19 protein-coding genes are annotated in these 19,450 nt (G+C 72.9%); 7 read left to right on the top strand and 12 right to left on the bottom strand.

The features are described from left to right. Window positions 1-4: 4 nt before the first annotated feature. Window positions 5-280, bottom strand: a complete 276-nt coding sequence (locus tag K1T35_RS23480) for a hypothetical protein (RefSeq protein WP_220262244.1) — start codon at window positions 278-280, stop codon at window positions 5-7. A 124-nt stretch (window positions 281-404) separates the two neighbouring features. Here K1T35_RS23480 and K1T35_RS23475 point away from each other — a divergent pair, with 124 nt between their 5' ends. The 3 genes from K1T35_RS23475 (at window position 405) to K1T35_RS23465 (ending at window position 3,403) form a co-directional block, all read left to right on the top strand. Beyond that, entirely contained in the window at window positions 405-1,247 is an 843-nt protein-coding gene (locus K1T35_RS23475; protein WP_220262243.1) for a helix-turn-helix transcriptional regulator, read from the top strand. Window positions 1,248-1,267: 20 nt separating this feature from the next. After that, window positions 1,268-1,468, top strand: a complete 201-nt coding sequence (locus K1T35_RS23470; RefSeq protein WP_370645489.1) for a DUF397 domain-containing protein — start codon at window positions 1,268-1,270, stop codon at window positions 1,466-1,468. Window positions 1,469-1,648: 180 nt separating this feature from the next. Continuing rightward, window positions 1,649-3,403, top strand: coding sequence for a GAF domain-containing sensor histidine kinase (locus K1T35_RS23465; RefSeq protein ID WP_220262242.1), 1,755 nt, complete (start codon window positions 1,649-1,651; stop codon window positions 3,401-3,403). 94 nt (window positions 3,404-3,497) lie between these two features. Here K1T35_RS23465 and K1T35_RS23460 read toward each other — a convergent pair whose 3' ends face one another. Beyond that, window positions 3,498-4,289 (bottom strand): ankyrin repeat domain-containing protein, encoded by a 792-nt coding sequence (locus K1T35_RS23460; RefSeq protein WP_220262241.1) that lies wholly within the window; start codon window positions 4,287-4,289, stop codon window positions 3,498-3,500. An 87-nt stretch (window positions 4,290-4,376) separates the two neighbouring features. Here K1T35_RS23460 and K1T35_RS23455 point away from each other — a divergent pair, with 87 nt between their 5' ends. Then, window positions 4,377-5,348, top strand: coding sequence for an LLM class F420-dependent oxidoreductase (locus tag K1T35_RS23455; RefSeq protein WP_220262240.1), 972 nt, complete (start codon window positions 4,377-4,379; stop codon window positions 5,346-5,348). Here K1T35_RS23455 and K1T35_RS23450 read toward each other — a convergent pair. The 10 genes from K1T35_RS23450 to K1T35_RS23405 form a co-directional block, all read right to left on the bottom strand. Beyond that, the gene (locus K1T35_RS23450) at window positions 5,317-6,075 is read right to left on the bottom strand and encodes a class I SAM-dependent methyltransferase (protein ID WP_255622504.1); all 759 of its coding nucleotides are present in this window, start codon (window positions 6,073-6,075) and stop codon (window positions 5,317-5,319) included. The two genes, K1T35_RS23455 and K1T35_RS23450, sit on opposite strands and share 32 nt — an antisense overlap. A 9-nt stretch (window positions 6,076-6,084) precedes the next feature. Further along, on the bottom strand, window positions 6,085-6,282 hold the full coding sequence (locus K1T35_RS23445) for a methyltransferase domain-containing protein (RefSeq protein ID WP_255622503.1): 198 nt from the start codon (window positions 6,280-6,282) through the stop codon (window positions 6,085-6,087). Window positions 6,283-6,381: 99 nt separating this feature from the next. Then, window positions 6,382-7,416, bottom strand: coding sequence for a ferrochelatase (locus K1T35_RS23440; RefSeq protein WP_220262238.1), 1,035 nt, complete (start codon window positions 7,414-7,416; stop codon window positions 6,382-6,384). 7 nt (window positions 7,417-7,423) lie between these two features. Continuing rightward, window positions 7,424-8,200: an enoyl-ACP reductase FabI gene (gene fabI / locus K1T35_RS23435; protein ID WP_220262237.1), complete on the bottom strand. Its 777-nt coding sequence runs from the start codon at window positions 8,198-8,200 to the stop codon at window positions 7,424-7,426. Window positions 8,201-8,240: 40 nt separating this feature from the next. Beyond that, window positions 8,241-8,954, bottom strand: coding sequence for a 3-oxoacyl-[acyl-carrier-protein] reductase (fabG, locus tag K1T35_RS23430; protein ID WP_220262236.1), 714 nt, complete (start codon window positions 8,952-8,954; stop codon window positions 8,241-8,243). A gap of 49 nt (window positions 8,955-9,003) precedes the next feature. Then, window positions 9,004-10,170 carry a glycosyltransferase family 1 protein gene (locus K1T35_RS23425; protein WP_255622647.1) on the bottom strand — a complete coding sequence of 389 codons (1,167 nt, stop codon included), beginning with the start codon at window positions 10,168-10,170 and terminating at the stop codon, window positions 9,004-9,006. After that, on the bottom strand, window positions 10,170-12,047 hold the full coding sequence (locus K1T35_RS23420; RefSeq protein WP_220262234.1) for a glycosyltransferase: 1,878 nt from the start codon (window positions 12,045-12,047) through the stop codon (window positions 10,170-10,172). The genes K1T35_RS23425 and K1T35_RS23420 overlap by 1 nt, the downstream gene beginning before the upstream one ends. 249 nt (window positions 12,048-12,296) lie before the next feature. Further along, window positions 12,297-12,464, bottom strand: a complete 168-nt coding sequence (locus tag K1T35_RS23415; RefSeq protein ID WP_220262233.1) for a hypothetical protein — start codon at window positions 12,462-12,464, stop codon at window positions 12,297-12,299. Between the two features lie 89 nt (window positions 12,465-12,553). Continuing rightward, entirely contained in the window at window positions 12,554-13,753 is a 1,200-nt protein-coding gene (locus K1T35_RS23410; RefSeq protein WP_220262232.1) for a hypothetical protein, read from the bottom strand. 3 nt (window positions 13,754-13,756) lie between these two features. Then, entirely contained in the window at window positions 13,757-14,437 is a 681-nt protein-coding gene (locus tag K1T35_RS23405; RefSeq protein WP_220262231.1) for a hypothetical protein, read from the bottom strand. Between the two features lie 350 nt (window positions 14,438-14,787). Here K1T35_RS23405 and K1T35_RS23400 point away from each other — a divergent pair, with 350 nt between their 5' ends. Genes K1T35_RS23400 through K1T35_RS23390 form a run of 3 tightly spaced genes read left to right on the top strand, consistent with a single transcriptional unit; the run spans window position 14,788 to window position 19,435 of the window. Then, on the top strand, window positions 14,788-16,533 hold the full coding sequence (locus K1T35_RS23400) for a glycosyltransferase family 39 protein (RefSeq protein WP_220262230.1): 1,746 nt from the start codon (window positions 14,788-14,790) through the stop codon (window positions 16,531-16,533). Further along, window positions 16,530-17,942: a lipopolysaccharide biosynthesis protein gene (locus tag K1T35_RS23395; RefSeq protein WP_220262229.1), complete on the top strand. Its 1,413-nt coding sequence runs from the start codon at window positions 16,530-16,532 to the stop codon at window positions 17,940-17,942. The genes K1T35_RS23400 and K1T35_RS23395 overlap by 4 nt, the downstream gene beginning before the upstream one ends. A gap of 8 nt (window positions 17,943-17,950) precedes the next feature. Then, window positions 17,951-19,435 carry an SGNH/GDSL hydrolase family protein gene (locus K1T35_RS23390; protein WP_220262228.1) on the top strand — a complete coding sequence of 495 codons (1,485 nt, stop codon included), beginning with the start codon at window positions 17,951-17,953 and terminating at the stop codon, window positions 19,433-19,435. Window positions 19,436-19,450: the final 15 nt, after the last annotated feature.

The following is a 19,450-nucleotide window of genomic DNA, read 5'->3' as shown; positions in this document are numbered from 1 at the left end:
GGCTTCACACAAGGCGGGCCCTGTGTGAAGCGGGTGCTGGGTTTGTGAAGTCCCGCCGCGGCTCCTCGCCGTGGGCTACCAGGGTCAGCGCGCACGGCCACTCCGGCGCCCTCCGGGTCTGGCTCGTGCAGCCTCGGCAGCGGCCGTCGGAGTCGGGGACGTGGACGGCGCGCAGGCGCTCCCGGACCTGCGGCCAGCCGGTGATGATCTCGGCGGCCTCCCCGATGAGGCGGAAGTTGCGCTGGGCAAAGGTCTCGTGGCGTCTCGCCGCGGAAGTCATGGCGGCGAGGATCCGGACGGACCTCGGAGATCGAGACCGTCGACGCGAGAAGCGCGGATGCGGGATTCCCGCACCCGGCTTCTCGTGTGCCACGATCCGTGATCGAGTCGGAGCGGGGGGTCACGTGACGCGGCGCGAGGGATCGATGGTCCGCCGGCGGGTGCTGGCCCGCCAGCTGAAGCTGCTGCGCGAGCAGTCCGGGCTCACCCTTGAGGAAGCGGCGCCGAAGCTGCACTTCTCGGTGAGCAAGCTCAGCCGGATCGAGAACGCCCAGGTCGTGATCGACATCCACTGGGTGAAGAGCATGCTCGACGTCTACGACGTGGGCGGGACGCGGTGGACCGAACTGCTCGAACTGGCCGAGGAAGCCCTCCAGCCCGGGTGGTGGCGGGCCTACGGGCTGGGCAACAACAGCTACATCGCCTTCGAGACGGAGGCGACCCGACTCCTGGAATTCACCGTCTCCTACGTTCCCGGGATTCTGCAGACGGCTGACTACGCCCGGGCCCTGATGCGCGCGGTCCCGCTGCGGCGCACCGAGGAGCAGTTGGAGAACGAGGTCGCGGCACGCATCTACCGCCAGCAACGGCTCACCTCCGACGACAACCCGCTGGAAGTGATCGCTGCGATCGACGAGTCGGCTCTGCACCGCCCGATAGGCGGCGCAACGGTCCAGCGCGATCAGCTCGCACACATCGCGGCGCTCGCGGAGCTCGACACGGTGGCATTGCACATCCTGCCCACCGCCGTGGGCGCGCACGCCGCTCTGCCCTCCGGCTTCATGGTCCTCAACTTCGGTGACCTCGACGAGCCGGACATGGCCTACGTCGAGCACACCCTCGGCGCGCTGAGTCTCGACAAGGCCGGTGACGTCGCGCGGGCTAGGCTGACATTCGAGCGCGTGCTGTCCGATGCGCTCGACCCGGCCGAGTCCCTCGCGTTGGTTCGTCGGCTGGTCGGGGGGTGAGTTCGTCAGAAGGAGTGGCCGTGCGTGACGACGAGCTCCGCTGGTTCACGAGCAGCTTCAGCGGCGGCAACGGTGGCAGCTGTGTCGAGGTGGCGTTCCTGCCCGACGAGGTGGCCGTCCGCGACACGAAGGACCGAGCCCTGGCCCCGCACCGCTACCCCACCACCCGCTGGGCGGAGTTCCTCGCCGCCGTCCGCGCGCGCGAGTTCGACCGATCCTGAAGCCGCCTCGGCCCGCCACACCGCTCGCACGGTTGCCCGCGCCGCCGGACGGTATGCCCCGAAATCGGTGTGCGAGCACCCCGTGAGGCCCTGGTCACGCTGGTCGCAGCGGTGTCCACCGCGATCGTTCCCGGTTAGCCTCGTGTTCCGGGGGGCGCCGACGAGGAGGCGGCAGGGGCCATGACCCGAGCGCAGTCGCTGGCCGCCGTGGCGATTCCCGCGGTGACCGGGTTCGTGGCGGGCTGGGCCATGCGTGCTCGCCGGCGCAGCGGCGAGCCGGACGTTCGCCGGATCGCCGATGAGCAGGCCGCGCTACGGCGAGTGGCCACGCTCGTCGCCCGCGGAACAGCACCCGAGGACATCTTCGCCGCGGTCACGACGGAGGCCGGCCGGGTGCTGGGCACCGACCACACGAGCATGATCCGGTTCGGCCCGAACGGCACCGGGACCGTCGTCGGCGCGTGGACCAGCGCCGGCGCGCCCGGGCCCGTGTCCGTCGGTGACCGCGTGCCCCTCGGCGGGTCGAACCTGGCCACCGCGGTGTACGAGACGGGCCGGCCGGCGCGGATCGACGACTACGCCGACGCGACGGGGCCTGCGGCCGACATCGCCCGCGCATGGGGCGGTCGGGCGGCGGCCGGCGTGCCGATCACCATCGAGGGCCGGGTGTGGGGCGTCATGAGCGCGCTGTCCAGGTCCGAGCAGCCGCGGCCCGCGGACGACGAGGCACGCCTGGCCGGGTTCACCGAACTGGTCGCGACGGCGATCGCCGACGCACAGGCGCGGATGGAGCTGCGCGGGTTCGCCGAGGAACAGGCCGCGTTGCGCCGGGTGGCCACCCTGGTCGCCCGGCCGGCGCGGCCCGAGGAGGTGTTCGCCGCCGTCAGCGAGGAGGTCGGCCGGCTACTGGACGCGGACCTGACGGCGTTGGGTCGCTACGAGCCCGGCGGCCTCGTCACCGGCGTCGGGATCTGGAGCGCGAACGGCGACGAGCGGCTACCCGCCCGCGCCACCGTCGGCGGACGGAACGTGACCACCCTGGTGCAGGAGACGGGGCGGCCCGCGCGGATCGACAACTACGCCGACACATCAGGGGCGGTCGTCGACGTCGTCCGGCGATGGGGCCTGCACTCGTCGGTCGGCGTGCCGATCAGCGTCGACGGCCGGCTGTGGGGCGTCATCGTGGTCTCGTCCACGCGCGAGCGCCCGCTGCCGGTCGACACCGAGGCGCGGCTGGCCACCTTCACCGAGCTGGTGGCCACCGCCATCGCCAACGCGGAGAGCCAGGCGCAGCTGACTGCGTCCCGCGCCCGGATCGTCGCCGCCGCCGACCACGCCCGGCGCCGCATCGAACGGGACCTGCACGACGGCGCCCAGCAGCGGCTGGTCACCATGGCGCTGCAGCTGCAAGCGGCGCAGGCCACGGTGCCGCCCGAAACCCCCGAGCTGGCCGCGAAGTTGAATGACCTCGTCGTCGAGGCCACCAACGCGCTGGACGAGCTGCGCGAGCTGGCACGCGGCATCCACCCGGCGTTACTCGCGGAGCGCGGCCTGCCGCCTGCGCTCAAGGCACTGGCCCGCCGCTGCCCCGTCCCGGTCGAGCTGGACGTGCGCGCCGACCGGCGGCTGCCCGAACCGATCGAGATCGCCGCCTACTACCTGATCGCCGAGGCGCTGACCAACGCCGCCAAGCACGCGAACGCCACCATGGTCCACGTCGAGGTCGGCATCAGCGAAGCCGACGATGTGCTGCGGGTCCAGGTACGCGACGACGGCCGCGGTGGCGCCCGCGTCTCCGCCGGATCCGGCCTGGTCGGCCTTGCCGACCGTGTGGAAGCGCTGGGCGGGCGGCTCCGGGTGCACAGCGCCTCCGACGCCGGTACGACCGTGTACGCCGAGCTCCCGCTGCACCCGGCCCCCGCGGTCTCCGCCTGAACCGTGCAGTACCGGGAGCACGAGTCGCCGCCTGCCGGCGTGCGACGCGACTCGCAGGGCGCCTGCCTGCCGTCCATCCTCTACTGACTCCCGCTCATCCCTCGATCGGCACGTCGTGGGCACGCAGCCAGTCGCGGATCGCTTCGCGACCCCGCTTCGCCTCCGCGTTCAGCACCCGTTCCGGGGTCATGAACAGGTAGCGCTGGAACGTCACGCCTTGCGCGTTCCGCGCCGCCGGGTCGGTGCCGGCCTGCAGGAGCACCAGCGCACTGCGCACGTCGTTGTACTTGGCGGCCTGGTGCAGGGCCGTGTTGCCGACGCGATCCGTGGTGTTGGGGTCGGCGCCCGCGGTGAGCAACGTGTCGAACTGCGCGTCGCGACCACCCTTCAACGCGGAGAAGAGCGCCGGTGCCGCGGTCGTGCCGTTGCGCGCGTTCGGGTCTGCCTCGCGCGCCAGCAACAGGGTGAGGTACTTCGGGTCGTCGGCCATCGCGGCCAGGTGGATCGCGGTGTCCCCGCCGATACCGGGCTCGGCCGGGTCGGCGCCCGCGTCGAGCAGGGTCTCCATGCCACGGGTGGACAGGTTGAACAGCGCCCACTGCAGCGGAGTCACCTGCTTGTCGCCGTGCGCGTCGAGGTCGACGCCTGCCTGCGCCAGCGCGCGCACCCGCGCGACGTCGCCGTCCACGGCGGCGGTGGCGAGCTCCGCCACCCTCGGATCGGCAAACGCTTGTTGCGCGTCCACCTGCGACACCCCCTGGCGGGCGCATGCGGCGCCCGAGAGCAGTAGGAACGACGTGACCAGCAGCCAGCCGGACGCGCGCCGATGAACGCGGGCGGCCTTCGGGGCGCCGCGGACGATCGCACGACCCCGAGTCCGGACCACGTGGCGAGCCTAGCCAGGCCGCTGACCCGGCCGTCCCGTTGCGGGACTCAGGAACAACACGCGGACCCGGCGACGTTGGCCCTCGCCATGGAGATCACCGTGGTCATCGCGTCGCGCCCCGACGTCCCGCCGGAGGAGGAGTTGCGGACCGCGGTCGTGGCCGACCGGCTCGGCTACCGGGACCTCTGGATCGGTGAGGGCTTCGTCTGGGACGCGTTCGCACTGGCCACGGCGGCGGGCCTGGCGACAGAGCGGATCGCGCTCACAGTCGGCCCGATCCCCGTGTCCGTCCGGGATCCGGCGTCGATCGCCCGCGCCGCCGCGTCGACGGCCGCGCTCGTCGGCCGGCCGGTCGGGGTGGCGCTGGGCACGTCGAGTGTGCGGGTGGTCGAGCGCATGCACGGCCGCTCCCGCAAGCGCGCGGTGACCGCGATGGCCGAGAGCGCGCAGGCGCTGCGGGCACTGTTCCGCGGGGAGGTCGCCGACTTCGCGGGCGAGATGGTCTCGACCCACGGCTACCGGCTGCGGCTCGACGCACCCGGTGGGCCGCTCACGCTCGCCGCGTTCGGCGACCGGGCGATCGCGGTCGCCGCCGAGCACGCCGACCGCATGGTGCTCGACCTCGTCTCTCCGGAGCAGGTCCGGCACTACCGCGACAAGCTCGATGCGGCGGCACGGCAGGTAGGCCGGCCCGCGCCACGGCTGGCGGCGTGGCTCCCCGCCGCCGTCGACCCCGGACCGGAGGCAAGGGCGCAGGTGCTGCAGAGCCTGGTCGGCTACCTGGAGGTCGCCGGGTACGGCGAGATGTTCACTGCGGCGGGCCTCGGCGACGCGGTCCGGATGGCGCTGGCCGGGGCCACCCGTGACGAACTGCTCGCCGCGGTTCCACCAGAAGCCGCCGACCGGATCGGGCTGGTCGGCGACCTCGACTCCGTGCACGAACGGCTCGACGCCTACGCCGCCGCTGGGCTGGACGAGGTGACGCTGGTCCCCGCCACTGCCGGCGATCCGGGCGGGGAACGCACCCTCACCGCCCTCGCGGCTTCCGCGCCTCGATGAGGTAGCGGGACGAGTGCGCCACGAACGGGCCGTCGGACTCGATCAGCCCGTGCAGCTCGCGCAGGCGGTCCCGGTAAGCCGCCACCGTGAACCCGGGGACCATCCAGATCACCTTCCGCAAGAACCACACGACCGCGCCGATGTCGTGGAACTCGATGCGCAGCCGCGCCGTCCGCAGCTCCACGACCTCGAGTCCGGTGGCGGTGGCGCCCTCACGGGCGTGATCGGGGTGACGGCCGTGCCGAGGTTGCGGCCCGAGGAAGTACTCGACCAGCTCGAACACGCTCGCCGGCCCCACGTGCTGGGCGAGGTAGCTGCCAGTCGGCCGGAGCACGCGGGCGATCTCCTCCCACCACACGGTGACCGGGTGGCGGCTGGTCACCAGATCGAACGCGGAGTCGCCGAACGGGAGGGGCGGCTCGTCGGGGTCGGCGACCACGGCCACACCGCGCGGGTGCAGCAGCTGAGTTGCCCGCGCGACGTTCGGCGGCCACGACTCGGTGGCCACCATCAGCGGCGGGTACGCCGCCACCCCGGCGAGCACCTCCCCGCCGCCGGTCTGCACGTCGAGCGCGGCCGACACCCGCGGCAGCCGCTCGCCCAGCAGGCGCTGGTAGCCCCACGGCGGACGTTCCTCGGTGGCGCGCCCGTGGAGCCACGAGAAGTCCCAGCCCTCCATCGGGGCCGCCTCGGCCTCGGACACCAGGTCGTCGAAGCTGCGGCTCACGATCGCTTCCTACCCCGGCCGGGTCGCGATCGCGACCGCATAAGGTGCCCCTGCCTCGGCCGCTCGACGGCGGGCGAGCGCCAGCAGCTCGGGTGTGAGGTCAAGCCCGGTGACGCGGCCGCCTGCGAGCGCGGCGGTTATCGCCGTGGGGCCGTGGCCGGTGGCGACGTCCAGGACGTCGAGTCCCTCCACCCCGACCTCGGCCACGAGCCTCGCACCGACCTCGGCGAACCTGTCGCCCCAACTCGCGTAGTCCCCGGCTCCCACACAGAGCATCCCATATGGGCTATATAACTACAAGAGGATTTAGCGTGGGCGCCGCGCCGGCTGGCAGCAGTCCACGGCGCACGGGACGCCGTTCACGGTGGAGCCGCCGGCCGCGATGCCACCGAGGGAGCGCGGTGCGGCGGCGTGCAGGTGCTCGGCCACGAGCTCGGCGACCATGTCGGCGAACCGCGGGTCCGGCCCGGCCGTCGCTGCGCGGGCGAAGCCCATGCCGAGCTCCTCGGCCCGCTCACGGGCCTCGGTGTCGAGGTCCCAGATCACCTCGACGTGGTCGGACACGAACCCGATCGGCGCCACCACGACAGCAGGCACGCCGCGCGCGTGCAGGGCGTCGATGTGATCGACGATGTCCGGCTCCAGCCACGGCACCTGCGGCGGTCCGGAGCGCGACTGCCACACCACGTCGTACTCCGCGGCACCCAGATCGGCTGCCACCAGCCGGGCGGCCTCGGCCACCTGCCGGGAGTACCGGTGCCCTCCCTCCCCCAGCGGACCCGCGGCGGCGTCGGCGGCGACGGGCACCGAGTGGGCGGTGAACACGACCCGCGCCGCGTCCCGCACGCCCTCGGGCAGGGTGGCACGCGCGGCGCGCACGGCGTCGGCATTCGCCGCGACGAACAGCGGGTGGTCGAAGAAGTGGCGGATCTTCACCAGCTCGGGGGCGCTCTCCCCCACGGCCTTGCGGGCGCGGGCGATGTCCTCCTGGTACTGCCGGCAGGCCGAGTAGCCGCCGTAGGCGCTGGTGGCGAACACGAGCCCGCGCCGCACCCCGTCGCGGGCCATCTCCGCGACCGCGTCCTCCACCATCGGGTGCCAGTTGCGGTTGCCGAAGTACACCGGCAGCTCGATCCGCTCCCGAACGGCCGCGATGATCTCGCGGTTGCGCGCGTTCAGCGGGCTCACGCCGCCGAAGTGCTGGTAGTGCTCCTCGACGGCGTCGAGCCGCTCGGGTGGCACGCCACGGCCGCGGACGACGTTCTCGAGGAAAGGGCGCACGTCGGCGGGGCCCTCGGGGCCGCCGAACGACAGCACCAGCAGGGCGTCGAACTCGCTCACGCACGCATTAGACACCTATGGCGTGGAAGCCGCCGTCGGCCCACACCATCGAGCCCGTGGTGGCCGGCATCCAGTCCGAGAGCAGCGCGCAAACGGTCTTCGCCACCGGCACCGGGTCGTTGACGTCCCAGCCCAGCGGCGCGCGGCCGTCCCATGCGTCCTCGAAGGCGGCGAAGCCGGGGATCGACTTGGCGGCCATCGTGCGCACCGGCCCGGCGGCGCAGAGGTTGACCCGGATGCCCTTCGGCCCCAGGTCACGCGCCAGGTAGCGGGTGACCGACTCCAAGGTGGACTTCGCCACGCCCATCCAGTCGTAGGCGGGCCATGCCTGCCGGTTGTCGAAGTCCATCCCGACGATCGACGACCCCGGCCCGAGCAGCGGCAGCAGCGCGGTGGACAGCGACTTGAACGAGTAGGCGCTCACCTGGATCGTCTGCGCGACGTCCTCCCACGGTGCACCCAGGAACGCACCCTCGCCGAGGCAGGACGCCGGTGCGAAGCCGATGGAGTGCAGCACCCCGTCGAGCTTCGGATCGTCACCCAGGTGCGGGGAGACCCGATCGACGAGCGTGTCCAGGTGCTCCTGGTTGGCCACGTCCAGCTCGACGACGGGCGCGGCCTGCGGCAGCCGCTGCGCGATCCGTTCGACGAGCTTGAGCCGGCCGAAGCCGGTGAGCACGACCTGCGCGCCCTGCTCCTGCGCCACCTTCGCGACGTGGAAGCCGAGCGAGGCGTCGGTGATCACACCGGTGATGAGTAGGCGCTTGCCGTCGAGCAGTCCCATGGGTGCCTTTCGTGGTGGGGGGTTCGGGGAGTTCGGCGGATCAGTTGCCCATCGCCACGCCGCCGTCGACCTGGATGACGGCGCCGGTGATGTAGGACGCGCCGTCCGAACCCAGCCATGCGACGACGGAGGCGATCTCGTCCGGGTCGGCGTAGCGACCGAGCGGGATGAGGCTGCTGATCTCGGTCTTGCGCGCCTCCGACAGCGCGCGCGTCATGTCGGTCTCGACGTATCCGGGCGCGACGACGTTCGCGGTGATGCCTCGCGAGCCGAGCTCGCGCGCGATCGAGCGCGCCACTCCGATGAGGCCGGCCTTGGACGCCGCGTAGTTGACCTGCCCGGGCGAACCGGCGAGCCCGACGACCGAGCCCACGAAGATCATCCGTCCGCTGCGGGCGCGGAGCATCCCTCGCGAAGCCCGCTTCGCCACCCGGTACGCGCCGGTGAGGTTGGCGTCGATGACCTGGGTGAACTGGTCCTCGCTCATCCGCATGAGCAGGGTGTCCTGGGTGACGCCCGCGTTGGACACGAGGACCTGCACGGGGCCGTGCTTCTCCTCGATCGTCGTGAACGCCGCCTCCACGGCGTCGGCGTCGGTGACGTCGCACCGTACCGGCAGCAGGTCACCGGGCAGGTCCTCGGCGTTGCCGCTGCGATACGTCACCGCCACCTGGTCGCCCTGGGCCGCGAACGCCTTGGCGATCGCGAGACCGATTCCCCTGTTTCCACCGGTGACCAACACGCTGCGTCCCACGGCGGAGAACCTAGTGCACGAGGCCATGGCGGGCTGCGTTCTCCCGGCGCTAGTGAGCGGCGGCTCCCGTGACCGCTGCGCCGTGGTGCACCGCGCGAAGCAGTGCCAGCGTCCGATCGGCGGCGTGCTCCCAGGTGTGGGCCGCGGCGACGGCGCGCCCGTGCGCGATCATGTCGGCGGCGGCCCTTCTGTCGGTCAGCACCCGGGTGAGCCCAGCCGCCCACGCCTGCGGGTCGCGCCGCGGCACGACGAGCGACGCCCCGCCGCCAGCCTCGACGACGGCCGGGTGGGCGCTGGTGACGGTGGGCACGCCTGCCGCCATGGCTTCGAGGACCGGCAGACCGAAGCCCTCCACCAGCGAGGGGAACGCGAAGGCCGAAGCGCCGCGGTAGAGCTCGAGCAGGCGTGCGTCGTCGACGTGGGCGAGGACGTCCACCCGATCCGCAACGCCGTGCTCCCGCACGAGCTCCGAGACCGACACCGGGAACCGCGGATCCGGCTGGCCGACGAGCACCAGCCGCACGTCCGGCAGGTCGCGCGCCACCCGTGCGAACCCCTCGATCAGCACCGCGTGGTCCTTGTGCGGCCGGTGCACGCCGACGTGGAGCACGTAGCGAGCGGCGTGCCCAGCCGACTCGGCGGCGTCGCTCGCGCCTGCGAGCGCGAGGAACTCGTCGCCGACGCCGTGCGGCACCACGGCGGCATCGTCGAGGGCGAGCCCGTAGTGCCGCCCGAGATCGGCCCGGGTGGCCTCGGAGATCGTGGCGATCGCCGTCGTCGTGGCGATGACCGCTCGGGTCGCCGCGCGGTACCGGAGCCCGAAGCCCGCGCCGCCGGGCCGGTAGCGCGGGTCGGCCTCGAAGATGCAGTCGTGCACGAACGTCACCGTCGGCACGCGCGGGTGCAGCAGGGGCGCGGCGAGGTGGTAGGGCGAGAGGAACACGTCCGGCCGCATGCGCGCCAGCAGCCGAGGAAGCGCGAGCTGCGCGGCGGGTGAGACCACGGGAACCGGGAGATCGACCAGCGCCACGTTCGGGTGCCGCGAGAGCGCGGGGAACGCGATCCGGCCCAGCCGCGACGAGTCCGTCACGACGACGAGCTCGACGTCCCGGACGGCCAGCCGCCGGAGCAGCTCGAAGGTGTGGCGCCCGATCCCGTGGTAGCGGTCCTGCATCACCCTGCCGTCGACGCCGACGCGCAACAGGCGGCCCGCCATCACGCGCGGACCGCAGTGGCGCTCGTGTCCAGAACATCGCGGTACGCGTCCTCGTATCGGCTCACGCAGGTGTCCCAGCTGAGCTCCTTCGCGCGTGAGCGGGCGGCCGCCCGCAGCGCGGAGAGCCGTTCCCGGTCGGCGGCGAGCCCGAGCAGCGAGTCCTTCAGGGCGTCGTGGTTGCGCGGGGCGACGACCAGCCCGGCGTCGGCGACGACGTCCCGAACCCCGGGGAGGTCGGACACTACCGGGACGCACCCGGCGGCCATCCCCTCGACGACCACGAGCCCGAACGCCTCGGCCTGGGTCACCGACGGGAGCACGATCACGTCGCTGCGGTCGTACTCGGCGTGCAGCTCCTCGTCCGGGACACGGCCGAGGAACACGGCGTTCGTCGCACCGATCCGGGCGGCGAGCCTGCGGTAGTGCGGCAGCTCCGCGCCATCGCCGACCAGCCGGAGCTCCAGCTGCGGCATGCCTGCGACGGCGGGCAGCAGCCAGTCGACGCCCTTGTAGCCGCGCATCTGGCCGACGAACAGCACCCGCAGCGGGCGATCGTCGTCGCAGTCCGAGCGCAGCGGCTCGGCCCGCATGTCGACCCCCCACGGGACGACCCGCACCGGCGGCCCGCCGTCGACCCGTTGGTCGGCGGCGTAGTACTGCGAGGTCACCATCGTGAGCGATGCGTTCTTCGCGAGGCGCCGGTGCAGCCGGTTGTAGAGCGCGCAGAGCCGCTCGGCCCCTCGGATCTCCAACGCCGAGTGGTGCGTGTACACGAGGGGTCGGGAGCCGGCCGAGAAGATCCGCCACAGGCTCAGGAAGACGTCGCTGAGCGTCGGCACGGGGCCGTGCAGGTTGACGACGTCGTAGTGCCGGAATCGGAGCGCGAGCCGGGGCCAGTGCAGCAGCATCGTGCTGAACCGGTACTCGCCGAGCATGAACCGCGGGATCTGCACCGAGGACACCACGTCGACCTGGTGGCCGCGCTCGCGCAGTCCGGCGGCGACCCGGTCGACGCAGCGCGAGATCCCCGAGACGACCGGAGGCGCCTCACTCGTGACGACGAGGACCGACAGCCGCGCCGCCGCGCCGGGGCCGAGCGGCCGGGGCTGGTCCCGCCGCCGCCCCTGCAGCCGCCGCAGCTGGCCGAGATGCCGCAGGTACCGCAGACCCTCCCGGTAGGTCGACTTCGAATCGCCCGCGTGCCGGTGGCCGAACTCGTACGGGACCTGCACGACGTTGCGCAGGTCGTACCGGACGACCAACTCCAGCATCACCTTGTAGCCGAGAGGGCGGGCCTCCTCGAGCCGCAACGCCGCGAGCCGGACGGCGAAGAAGCCGCTGAGCGGGTCGGAGATCCGGGCCACCGACGGGCCGAGGACGCCGGATGCGAGCGCGGTGAGACTGCGCGACACGGCCAGCCGGTATGCGCTGCCCAGGCCCTCCCGGCTGCCGCCGGTGGTGTAGCGGGTCGCCACCACGATGTCGGCGTCGGTCTGCACGCCGCGGCGGTGCAGCACCGGCACGAGCGACGGCGGATGCTGCAGGTCCCCGTCCATCACGACGGCCCAGGGGGCGGCGGCGAGCTTGAGTCCTTCCACGACCGCGCCACCGAGGCCTCCGACGGCGCGCTCTCGTCGCGCGAGCACGATCCGCACCGGGAATTCCGCCGCCGCCGCCTCGACGACGGCCGCGGTGTCGTCGGTGCTGTCGTCGACGAATATGATTTCCGCGCGCACCTGAGCCGTTTCCGCGACCAGCCGCCAGAGCAGTTCGCGGACGTTCCCGGCCTCGTTGTAGGTCGGTATCACCACCGACAGGTCCGGCGCCGGCCCACCGACCGCACCGCCGACTGCCGGGCCGAATTCGTGCACTCGCATCGCTGTTCCCGCGAACGTCGCCACGTGTCGTTCTCCCGTCGAATCCGGTCTGCGTTCGTGGCGCGGCATCGGGCCAGTGGCTACCAGGGAGCCGTTCGTGCTCTCGCCGCTGCCCGAAGCCCTGTTACCCGGCGACCCAGCGGGTCCCGCCGCAGTGGACGCGGGCCGGTCACTTCACGGAAATGTGCGGCGATCCCCCGAAACGCGATCCGCGAGCTTTGCGTCCGAACGGCGCAACGCCCGCCCTCGTCACGCGGATTCGTCGTCGTCCTCGACGTCCGGTTGGTCGAGGTGTAACGGAAGTGTGAAGAGATTCCGGCGCCAGTGGAGCCGCCGCCACACACCGGCCCGTACCGCGACGTAGCGGGCCCCGCAGACGCAGGTCCGCTCCTCACCTGCTGCTGTCGGCTTCGGCATGGGGCACTCGTGCGGTGGGATGGGTCATCCGATCTCTCGGCGCTCCGTCCGCCCGATCGTACCGAGATGAGTGCGCCCCCCGCGTCCGCTCAGGTCCGGGTGACCCGGGTGAAGTCCGCAAGGCTCGCCTTCCCCCGCGCACCGGAGACGAGGTCGGTGTACCTCACCCAGATGACGAGCCGGAGGTCGTAGGCCCGCACGTGCGCGGCCAACGCCTCCAGGTCGGCGAGCGACGTCTCGTCGCCGCTGTTCTCCCCCACGACGGGGAGCCCGCGCGCGTGGGCCGGCCCGGCCACCGAGGCGACGGCGGCGGCGTTGTTCGCCCACGTACACCACGCCGCCACGGCCGCATCGGTGATCGCCGCGATGTGCCGCGCGTGGTCCTGGCCCGCCTGCACCCGCCTGGTGCGCTCGGAGGGCGCCGATCCGGCGAGCCCGCCCTGCGCCGCAACGGCGAGCTCGCCGGACGGCACGCCGACGTCCGGGTAGAGCACCGCGACGGGCCCGGCGAAATGCCGCCGCACGGTGGCGATCTGCCAGTTCTGGAAGTCCGAGAGCGCGTCGAGGTACCAGTCGAGGAAGACCGCGGCCTCGCCGGACGCCGCCGCGCGCCCCGGCCGCCACCCCGGTACCGGGTTCACCCCCTGCGCCGCGGCGTCGAACGCCCAGTACGAGTCGGCGGCCCCGGACGTACGCGGGTAGGTCAGTTCGCCGAGCTCGCCCCCGCCGACGCGGACGTAGGAGAAGTCCGTGCCGAGCTCGTCGAAGAGCTTCGCGAGGTAGGCGGCCGCCAGCGGGCGCAGCTCCCGGTTCCACACCAGGTTGAGCCCCGCTTCGTCGCTGCTCACCCGGCCGGACTGGTCGACGTAGCGCGCTCCCGGCAGGGCGAGCGCCCACGCGGGCGGCTCGTGCATCCCGGTGTTCAGGACGACGGCGATACCGGCCGCCCGGAGCGCGGCGATGCGCGAGCGCTGCGCGGCGAAGTACGCCTCGTTCCAAACGCCGGCGGCAGGCTGGGCGTCGCGCCACGCCAGCTCGAGGATCGTGGCCTCTGCGCCCGCGGCCCGCAACGACCCGTACGGCTCCGCGAGCGGCCCGGCGACACCCCACTGTGCCGGCCCCGGCACCGGCGCTGCCTCGACGCGAGCGGGCGGTGGATCGGCCGGCCGGGGGGCGCTCGCACCGGCGCAGGCGGCGAGCCCGAACAGCACGAGCAGCACGTGGAACGCGCGGCGACCCTCCCGGCGCCCCCGGTGTCGCCGGTGCTGCCCCTGCCGGCGCCGTGCCATCCGTCAGGACGCGGAGGCCGTCACCCGCGGCTGGATGTCCAGGACCGCGAGCACCGCCTCCGCGAGGTGCTCGTGGCCCTTGACGTTCGGGTGCGCCTTGTCGGCCTGCACCTCGGAACGCCGGTCGATGATCGTGCTCGGGCGCACGAGGGTGGTGCCGGGGCGGGCGGCGACGCTGCGCTGTTGGGCGGCATCGAAGCGCGCGAGGCTCTTGCGGGACTTGGGGAACAGCAGCGGGTGCGGGTCGCCGGTGCCGAGCACGACGACCGCGCACCCGTGCGCCGTGAGCGTGTCCAGCACCAGCTCGAAGTGCGGCACGTAGTCCTCGAGCGACATCCGCGTGTACCCACCGCCGATCCAGATCGTGACGTTCTTGAAGATCACCTTGAAGACGGACGTGAGCCGCTCCCGCCGCTGCTTGTCGGGCTCCTTCGAGTAGTACGGACGGGCGTCCAGCCCGACCTCGCCCTGCCAGCTCTTCGGGCCGTACTTCGTCAGGAGGTGCTCCACCAGCTTGCTCGGGTGGACGAGGGCCTCCGCACTGCCCGTGCTGATCACGACGAGGTCGGGCCGGGACTCCAGAACGCGCGGTACCAGCTCGAGAGAATCGTCGATCAGCTGCCGGGCCTTCGCCTTGAACAGCACCTTGCTCGCGCCGAGGCGCTTAGCCGCGATACGTCCCACGGAATGCTCCCGGACACCGAGCCCGGACGCGAGACTGCAGCCGAGGATGGCGACCCGGGGGTTCTCGGGAATGGCGAGGCGGCGCCGCGACAGATCGGAAGGCGGCTCGGCAATGGACCTGGCAAAGGACCCCGTAATGGACTCGGGCATCGTTCGTCTCCACCCTTCGACTGGTTCTGCTGGACCTGGTCGTCGCAGGAGTCGAACTGCCGGGCACGGCCGTTACGCGGTACGGGTGCAAGGTGGCCGAAGTTCCGTGTTCGAAACGTGCGGGAAACGTATTCGTCGCCCAGCTCTCGGGGTCGCCATGCACAATCCGGCTGCGCCATTCTCGCGCCACAGCGCCTGGAGTGTCCGTCCGGGTCGCGATCGGAGGAACGACCATCGACGTCGCGCTGCGCCCTACGACTGCGCCCGGACTGACGGCACGGCCCCCCACCCGCAGCCGGCGGGCCGCCCCGGTCGTCGTCGCCGTCCTGCTCGCCGCCGCGGCGTCGGCGCTGTACCTCATCCGGCTGCGGCAGGCGCCCGACTTCACGGGCGACGAGGCGCTGTACGCCATCGCCGGCCGGACGGTGGCCGAGCACGGCGACATCGCATGGGGCAACCCGATCTTCGTGCACCCGCCCGGCTACTTCCTGCTCGCGGGCGCGTGGCTCTCCGCCTTCGCCCCCGGAGGTCAGGACGTCCTCGGCGACATCCACACGCTGCGCCACCTGAACGCGATCCTGTCCTGCCTCGCCGCCGCCCTCGCAGGCGCGTTCGCGGCGGCACTGGCCTCGCCCCGGATCCGCCTCGTCGCGTGCTGTGTCACGGCCCTGCTCGTGGCGGTGAACCCGATCAGCATCCGGTTCGGCCGGATGGTGATGATCGAGCCGCTCGCGCTCTCCCTCGCCCTCTGCGCGGTCCTCGCGGCGTGGCGGCTGCGGACGTCCCGCGCAGCCGTCTACCTCCCGGCCGTCGGCCTGGTCGGCGGGCTCGCGCTGCTCACCAAGAGCGTCACCGCGTTCGTCATCATCACCCCGCTCGTCGCCGCGCTCGTGGGGCGACGCACCGATCGGATCCGGCGGGAGATCGGGGCGCTCGGGGTCGCAGCCACGGTCTGGCTGGCGTTCCCCATCTGGGCGGTGAGCAACGGCGAGACGCTCGAGTTCCTCAGCGAGCAGAGCATCAGCATCCGTCGCCTGCTCGGCCTGCTGCAGCTCAGCGGTCTGAACCGACCCGGCGTCTCCGCCCTGGACGCGCTGCTGGGCACCCTCGGCCAGTACGCGGGCGCCTACCTGATGCTGCTCGCAGGCGGCCTCGGCCTGCTCCGCACGCTGCTGCGCACTCGCCCGTGGCCGGAGCAGACGAGTTATCTCGTGAGCTACTGCGCGCTCGCATTCGGCACCCTCGCCTACAACGTGCTGTTCGGGCAGTCCAACGAGCAGCTGTTCTGCTACGCCTTCCCGGCCGCCGCACTGGCCGCGGTCACCGTGTGGGAACGGTTCGAGCTGCGTCCGGGCACGTGGTGGCGCCGCGCAGGGCGCTACCTGCGCATCGCCGCCACGGGGCTGCTCGTCGCGGCCGCGGTGACGAGCAGCGTCAGCTGGGTGCAGTACCAGCTGCTCACGGTCGACGACGGCACCGTGGCCACCCGCGACTTCCTCGCCGCCGAGGTGCCGCACTGCGTGCCGGTCAACGGCAGCGGGGACCAGTTCCGCTGGGGCTACGTCCTGCGCTCCCACCCGGTCGCGGCCTACCCGGCGGGACCGGACGCCGTCGCGGGCGGCGTCCACGTCTTCATCCTGTCCACCAAGGACAGTCAGTTCCTGTACGGCAACAGCAATCCGCAGCTCGACGCGTGGGTGCGCGGGGCGGGAACGGAGCTATTCGCCGCGTCGACGCACACCTACGGCGAGCTCAGCGTCTGGCAGGTGGGCGCGGCCGAGGGAACCGACGGGCAGCAGTGCGCGATGCCCCTCCCCGGCGCCGTCGCGTCCGCGAGCGCGGCACCGTTCCTGATCCCGCTCGGGGCCGCCGTCGCGCTCCTCTCCGCCGCCGCGCTCGTCGGTGCCCGGCGCCAGCGCCACCGTGAATCGGAGGAGACACCGTGACCAGGACCAGCCTTGGCGACACCGCCTCGACCGCCGGCAGGCGGCCCGTCCGTGCCGCGTGGCTGACCCTCGCGATGGGCGGGTCGGCCGTCGCCAACTACGCCTACTCCCTGCTCCTCACCTACGGGCTGGCGCCGGCCGACTACGCGGTGTTCGCCGCCGGTAACGGTGTCCTGCTGGTGCTCGGCACGTTCGGCGCCGTCGCCGTGCCGTGGGTGCTGGCGCGCGAGATCGTCGTGCAGGCCGCGCACCCGGACCGGCAGCGCGCCGCGGTGAACCTCGCATTCTGGATCAACGTGGGCGCCGGCGCCGTGCTCGCCGGCGCGGTCGCCGCCGTCACCCTGACGTTCGGCTCCCCGCCGACGGCGCTCGTCATGGCGGCCACGACGTTCCTGCTCGCCGTCGGCTCGACGGCGCTCGGCTACCTGCAGGGCACCCAGCGCGTCACCCTCCTGGGCTTCGTGCTCCTCGGCGAGTTCGCCGTGAAGCTCGGATCGGGCGTCGTCCTCGTGTTCGTGCTGGGTCTCGGCGCGACAGCCTCGCTCCTCGCCGGCACCCTCGGGGCGATCGTCCCCTTCGCCGCGTGCCTGACCTGCCTGCGCGCGATCGGCAGGCCACGCCGGGTGCGCCTGTCAGATGGGCTGTGGCGGGCGGCCGGGCGGATCGGGAGCGTTCAGATCGTCGTCGCGCTGTTCACGGCGCTCGACACGGTCCTCGTCGCCGCGCTGGCCTCGACCCGCGCCGGCGCGGGCCCCTACCAGGCCGCCGCTGCGCTCGGCCGCGCTCCGCTGTTCGTCTCGGTCGCCGTCTCGACGGCCGTGTTCCCCGCGCTGCTGGCACACCGCGGCGACAATCGGCGGCGAGCCGAGGCGCTGTGGACGCTGGCGGTAGTGAGCGCGGTCGCGATGATCGCGATGGCGAGCGTGCCCGCGGCGGCCGTCGAGCTGGTCTTCCCTGCCGACTTCGGCGCGCTGGCCGGGTGGCTGCCCATCGTGACGCTCGGTGGGGCGGGCATCGGCATGCTGAACATGCTCACGACCTTCATCCAGACCGAGGACCGCATCCGCGCTGCGCAGGCGCTCCTCGCCGCCGGATTCGTCCTGCACACCGCGCTCCTGGTCGCAGGTGCGCAGTACGCCGGGCTGAGCGGGCTGGCATGGGGCGGGGTCATCGGGGTGTGGTGCACCGTCGCCCTCCTCGCGGCGCTCCCGACCGAGCGGGCCGCCGTCGCCACGCTGGCCCGGCGCGGCGCCAGCCCCCGGGCCGCGCTGCTCCTCGCGGCGCTCGCCGCGGTCCTCGTCGTGGTCGACCACCCGGTCGCGTGGCTCGCCTGCGCCCTCGTCGCCGCGGTCGGCGCCTGTCTCGTCGCGTTCCCCGAGCTCGCCGCGCGCATCCGGCCCGCGGGATGAGGGCAGGGATGAGAGCGGCGCTGACAGCAGCGATGAGGGCAGCGCTCGCCGTCGTCGTCGCGACCGCGCTGGTACTCGGGCTGCTCATCGCGCGCAGCGGTACCACCCGAGCCAACCCGGACGCATCCCTGTGCGCTCCGCCTCTGCCGACAACGACGCAGGCGGCGCAGACGCCACCTGGGCGGCCACCGGGCTGGGGTGCGCGGTGGTTCCCGGCACTCGATTCCGCCCGAGCGGGTCGGTCGCTCGCGCGCGTCGCCATCGTCGGCGACTCCGTCGGGGAAGGGCTCTACGCGTCGGATCTGACCCGCACCTCGTGGGCCGCCATCCTGACGGCAACCCTGCAGGAGGACGCGGGCCACGGCGGGAGCGGCTTCGAAGGGATGCAACGCTCCCAGACCTTCGTCGAGGGATTCCCGCGGGCCGCGTTCGAGCACTACTCCGGCACCGCAGGCAACACGTGGGTGCAGACCGGCGGGTGGCGGACCCCGCAGTGGCCCCACGGGCCGGCGTACGGAGCCCTCGTCGGCACCGAGTCCGGCTCGACCGCCACCATCCCGTTCACCGGCACGCGGCTCGTGTTGTCCTACGTCGACCGCGGCACCGCGTGGACGTTCAGCGTGGACGGCGGACGGGAGCAGCGGGTCACCCCCGGTGACTCGGGCGGGCCCGCGCACGTGGAGCTCACCGGCCTCCCGCCGGGCTCCCACGCACTGCACGTCACGGCCGACGACGTCGACGGCCCGTGGCTCACCGGGGTCGAGGGCAGCGCACAGGACGGCGTCCTCGTGGACAACTACTCCATCGCCGGACTCGAGTCCGGGGCCTGGAACAACACCGACCAGTGGCGGTCAGGGGAGCTGGTCGGCGGCCGGCGAGCGCCCGCCGACCTCGTGATCTACGAACTCGGGGGCAACGACGCCCTCAAAGCGGTGCGCACGGTGGTCGCCGCCACCGTCGCCGGGCAACCCGCCGTCACCAGTGGCGCCTGGCAAGGCACCGACGTCGGCCGGCTGGTGACCGGGCCGGGGATCGGCCCCGGGACGACCGTGACCGCCGTCGACACCGAAACGGGCACCGCGACGCTGTCAGCGGCCCCGGCCGCCACCGCGACCGGCGAGCTGGTCGTCACGAACCCGGACGTGAGCGCACGCTGGCAGCGCAACATCCAGGGCTACCTCGAAGGGCTCGACCGGCACCCGGACGGCACCCTCGTACCCGACCTCGTGTTCGTGTGGGCGCCCGCGAGCGCCACCCCGGCGATCGAGGAACGCTACGAGCAGCTCAAGGCCGCGAGCAGGGCGCTCGCCACGTCCCTCGGTGCCGCGTACATCGACGTGCAGGCGGAGACACAGCAGCCGTGGTCGGTCTGGTGCGGCTTGGGCCGCGCCGGCAACGAGAACGACCCGACGACCTCGGGTACCGACGGCGGGCACCCGTCCGATGCTGGCCATCGCGTCATCTCCGACCTCGTCCTGTCCGTGGTCCGATAGGGATCGGACTGCTAG

Source organism: Pseudonocardia sp. DSM 110487 (assembly GCF_019468565.1).
Classification (GTDB): domain Bacteria; phylum Actinomycetota; class Actinomycetes; order Mycobacteriales; family Pseudonocardiaceae; genus Pseudonocardia.
This window is presented reverse-complemented; position numbering and strand designations above follow the sequence as displayed.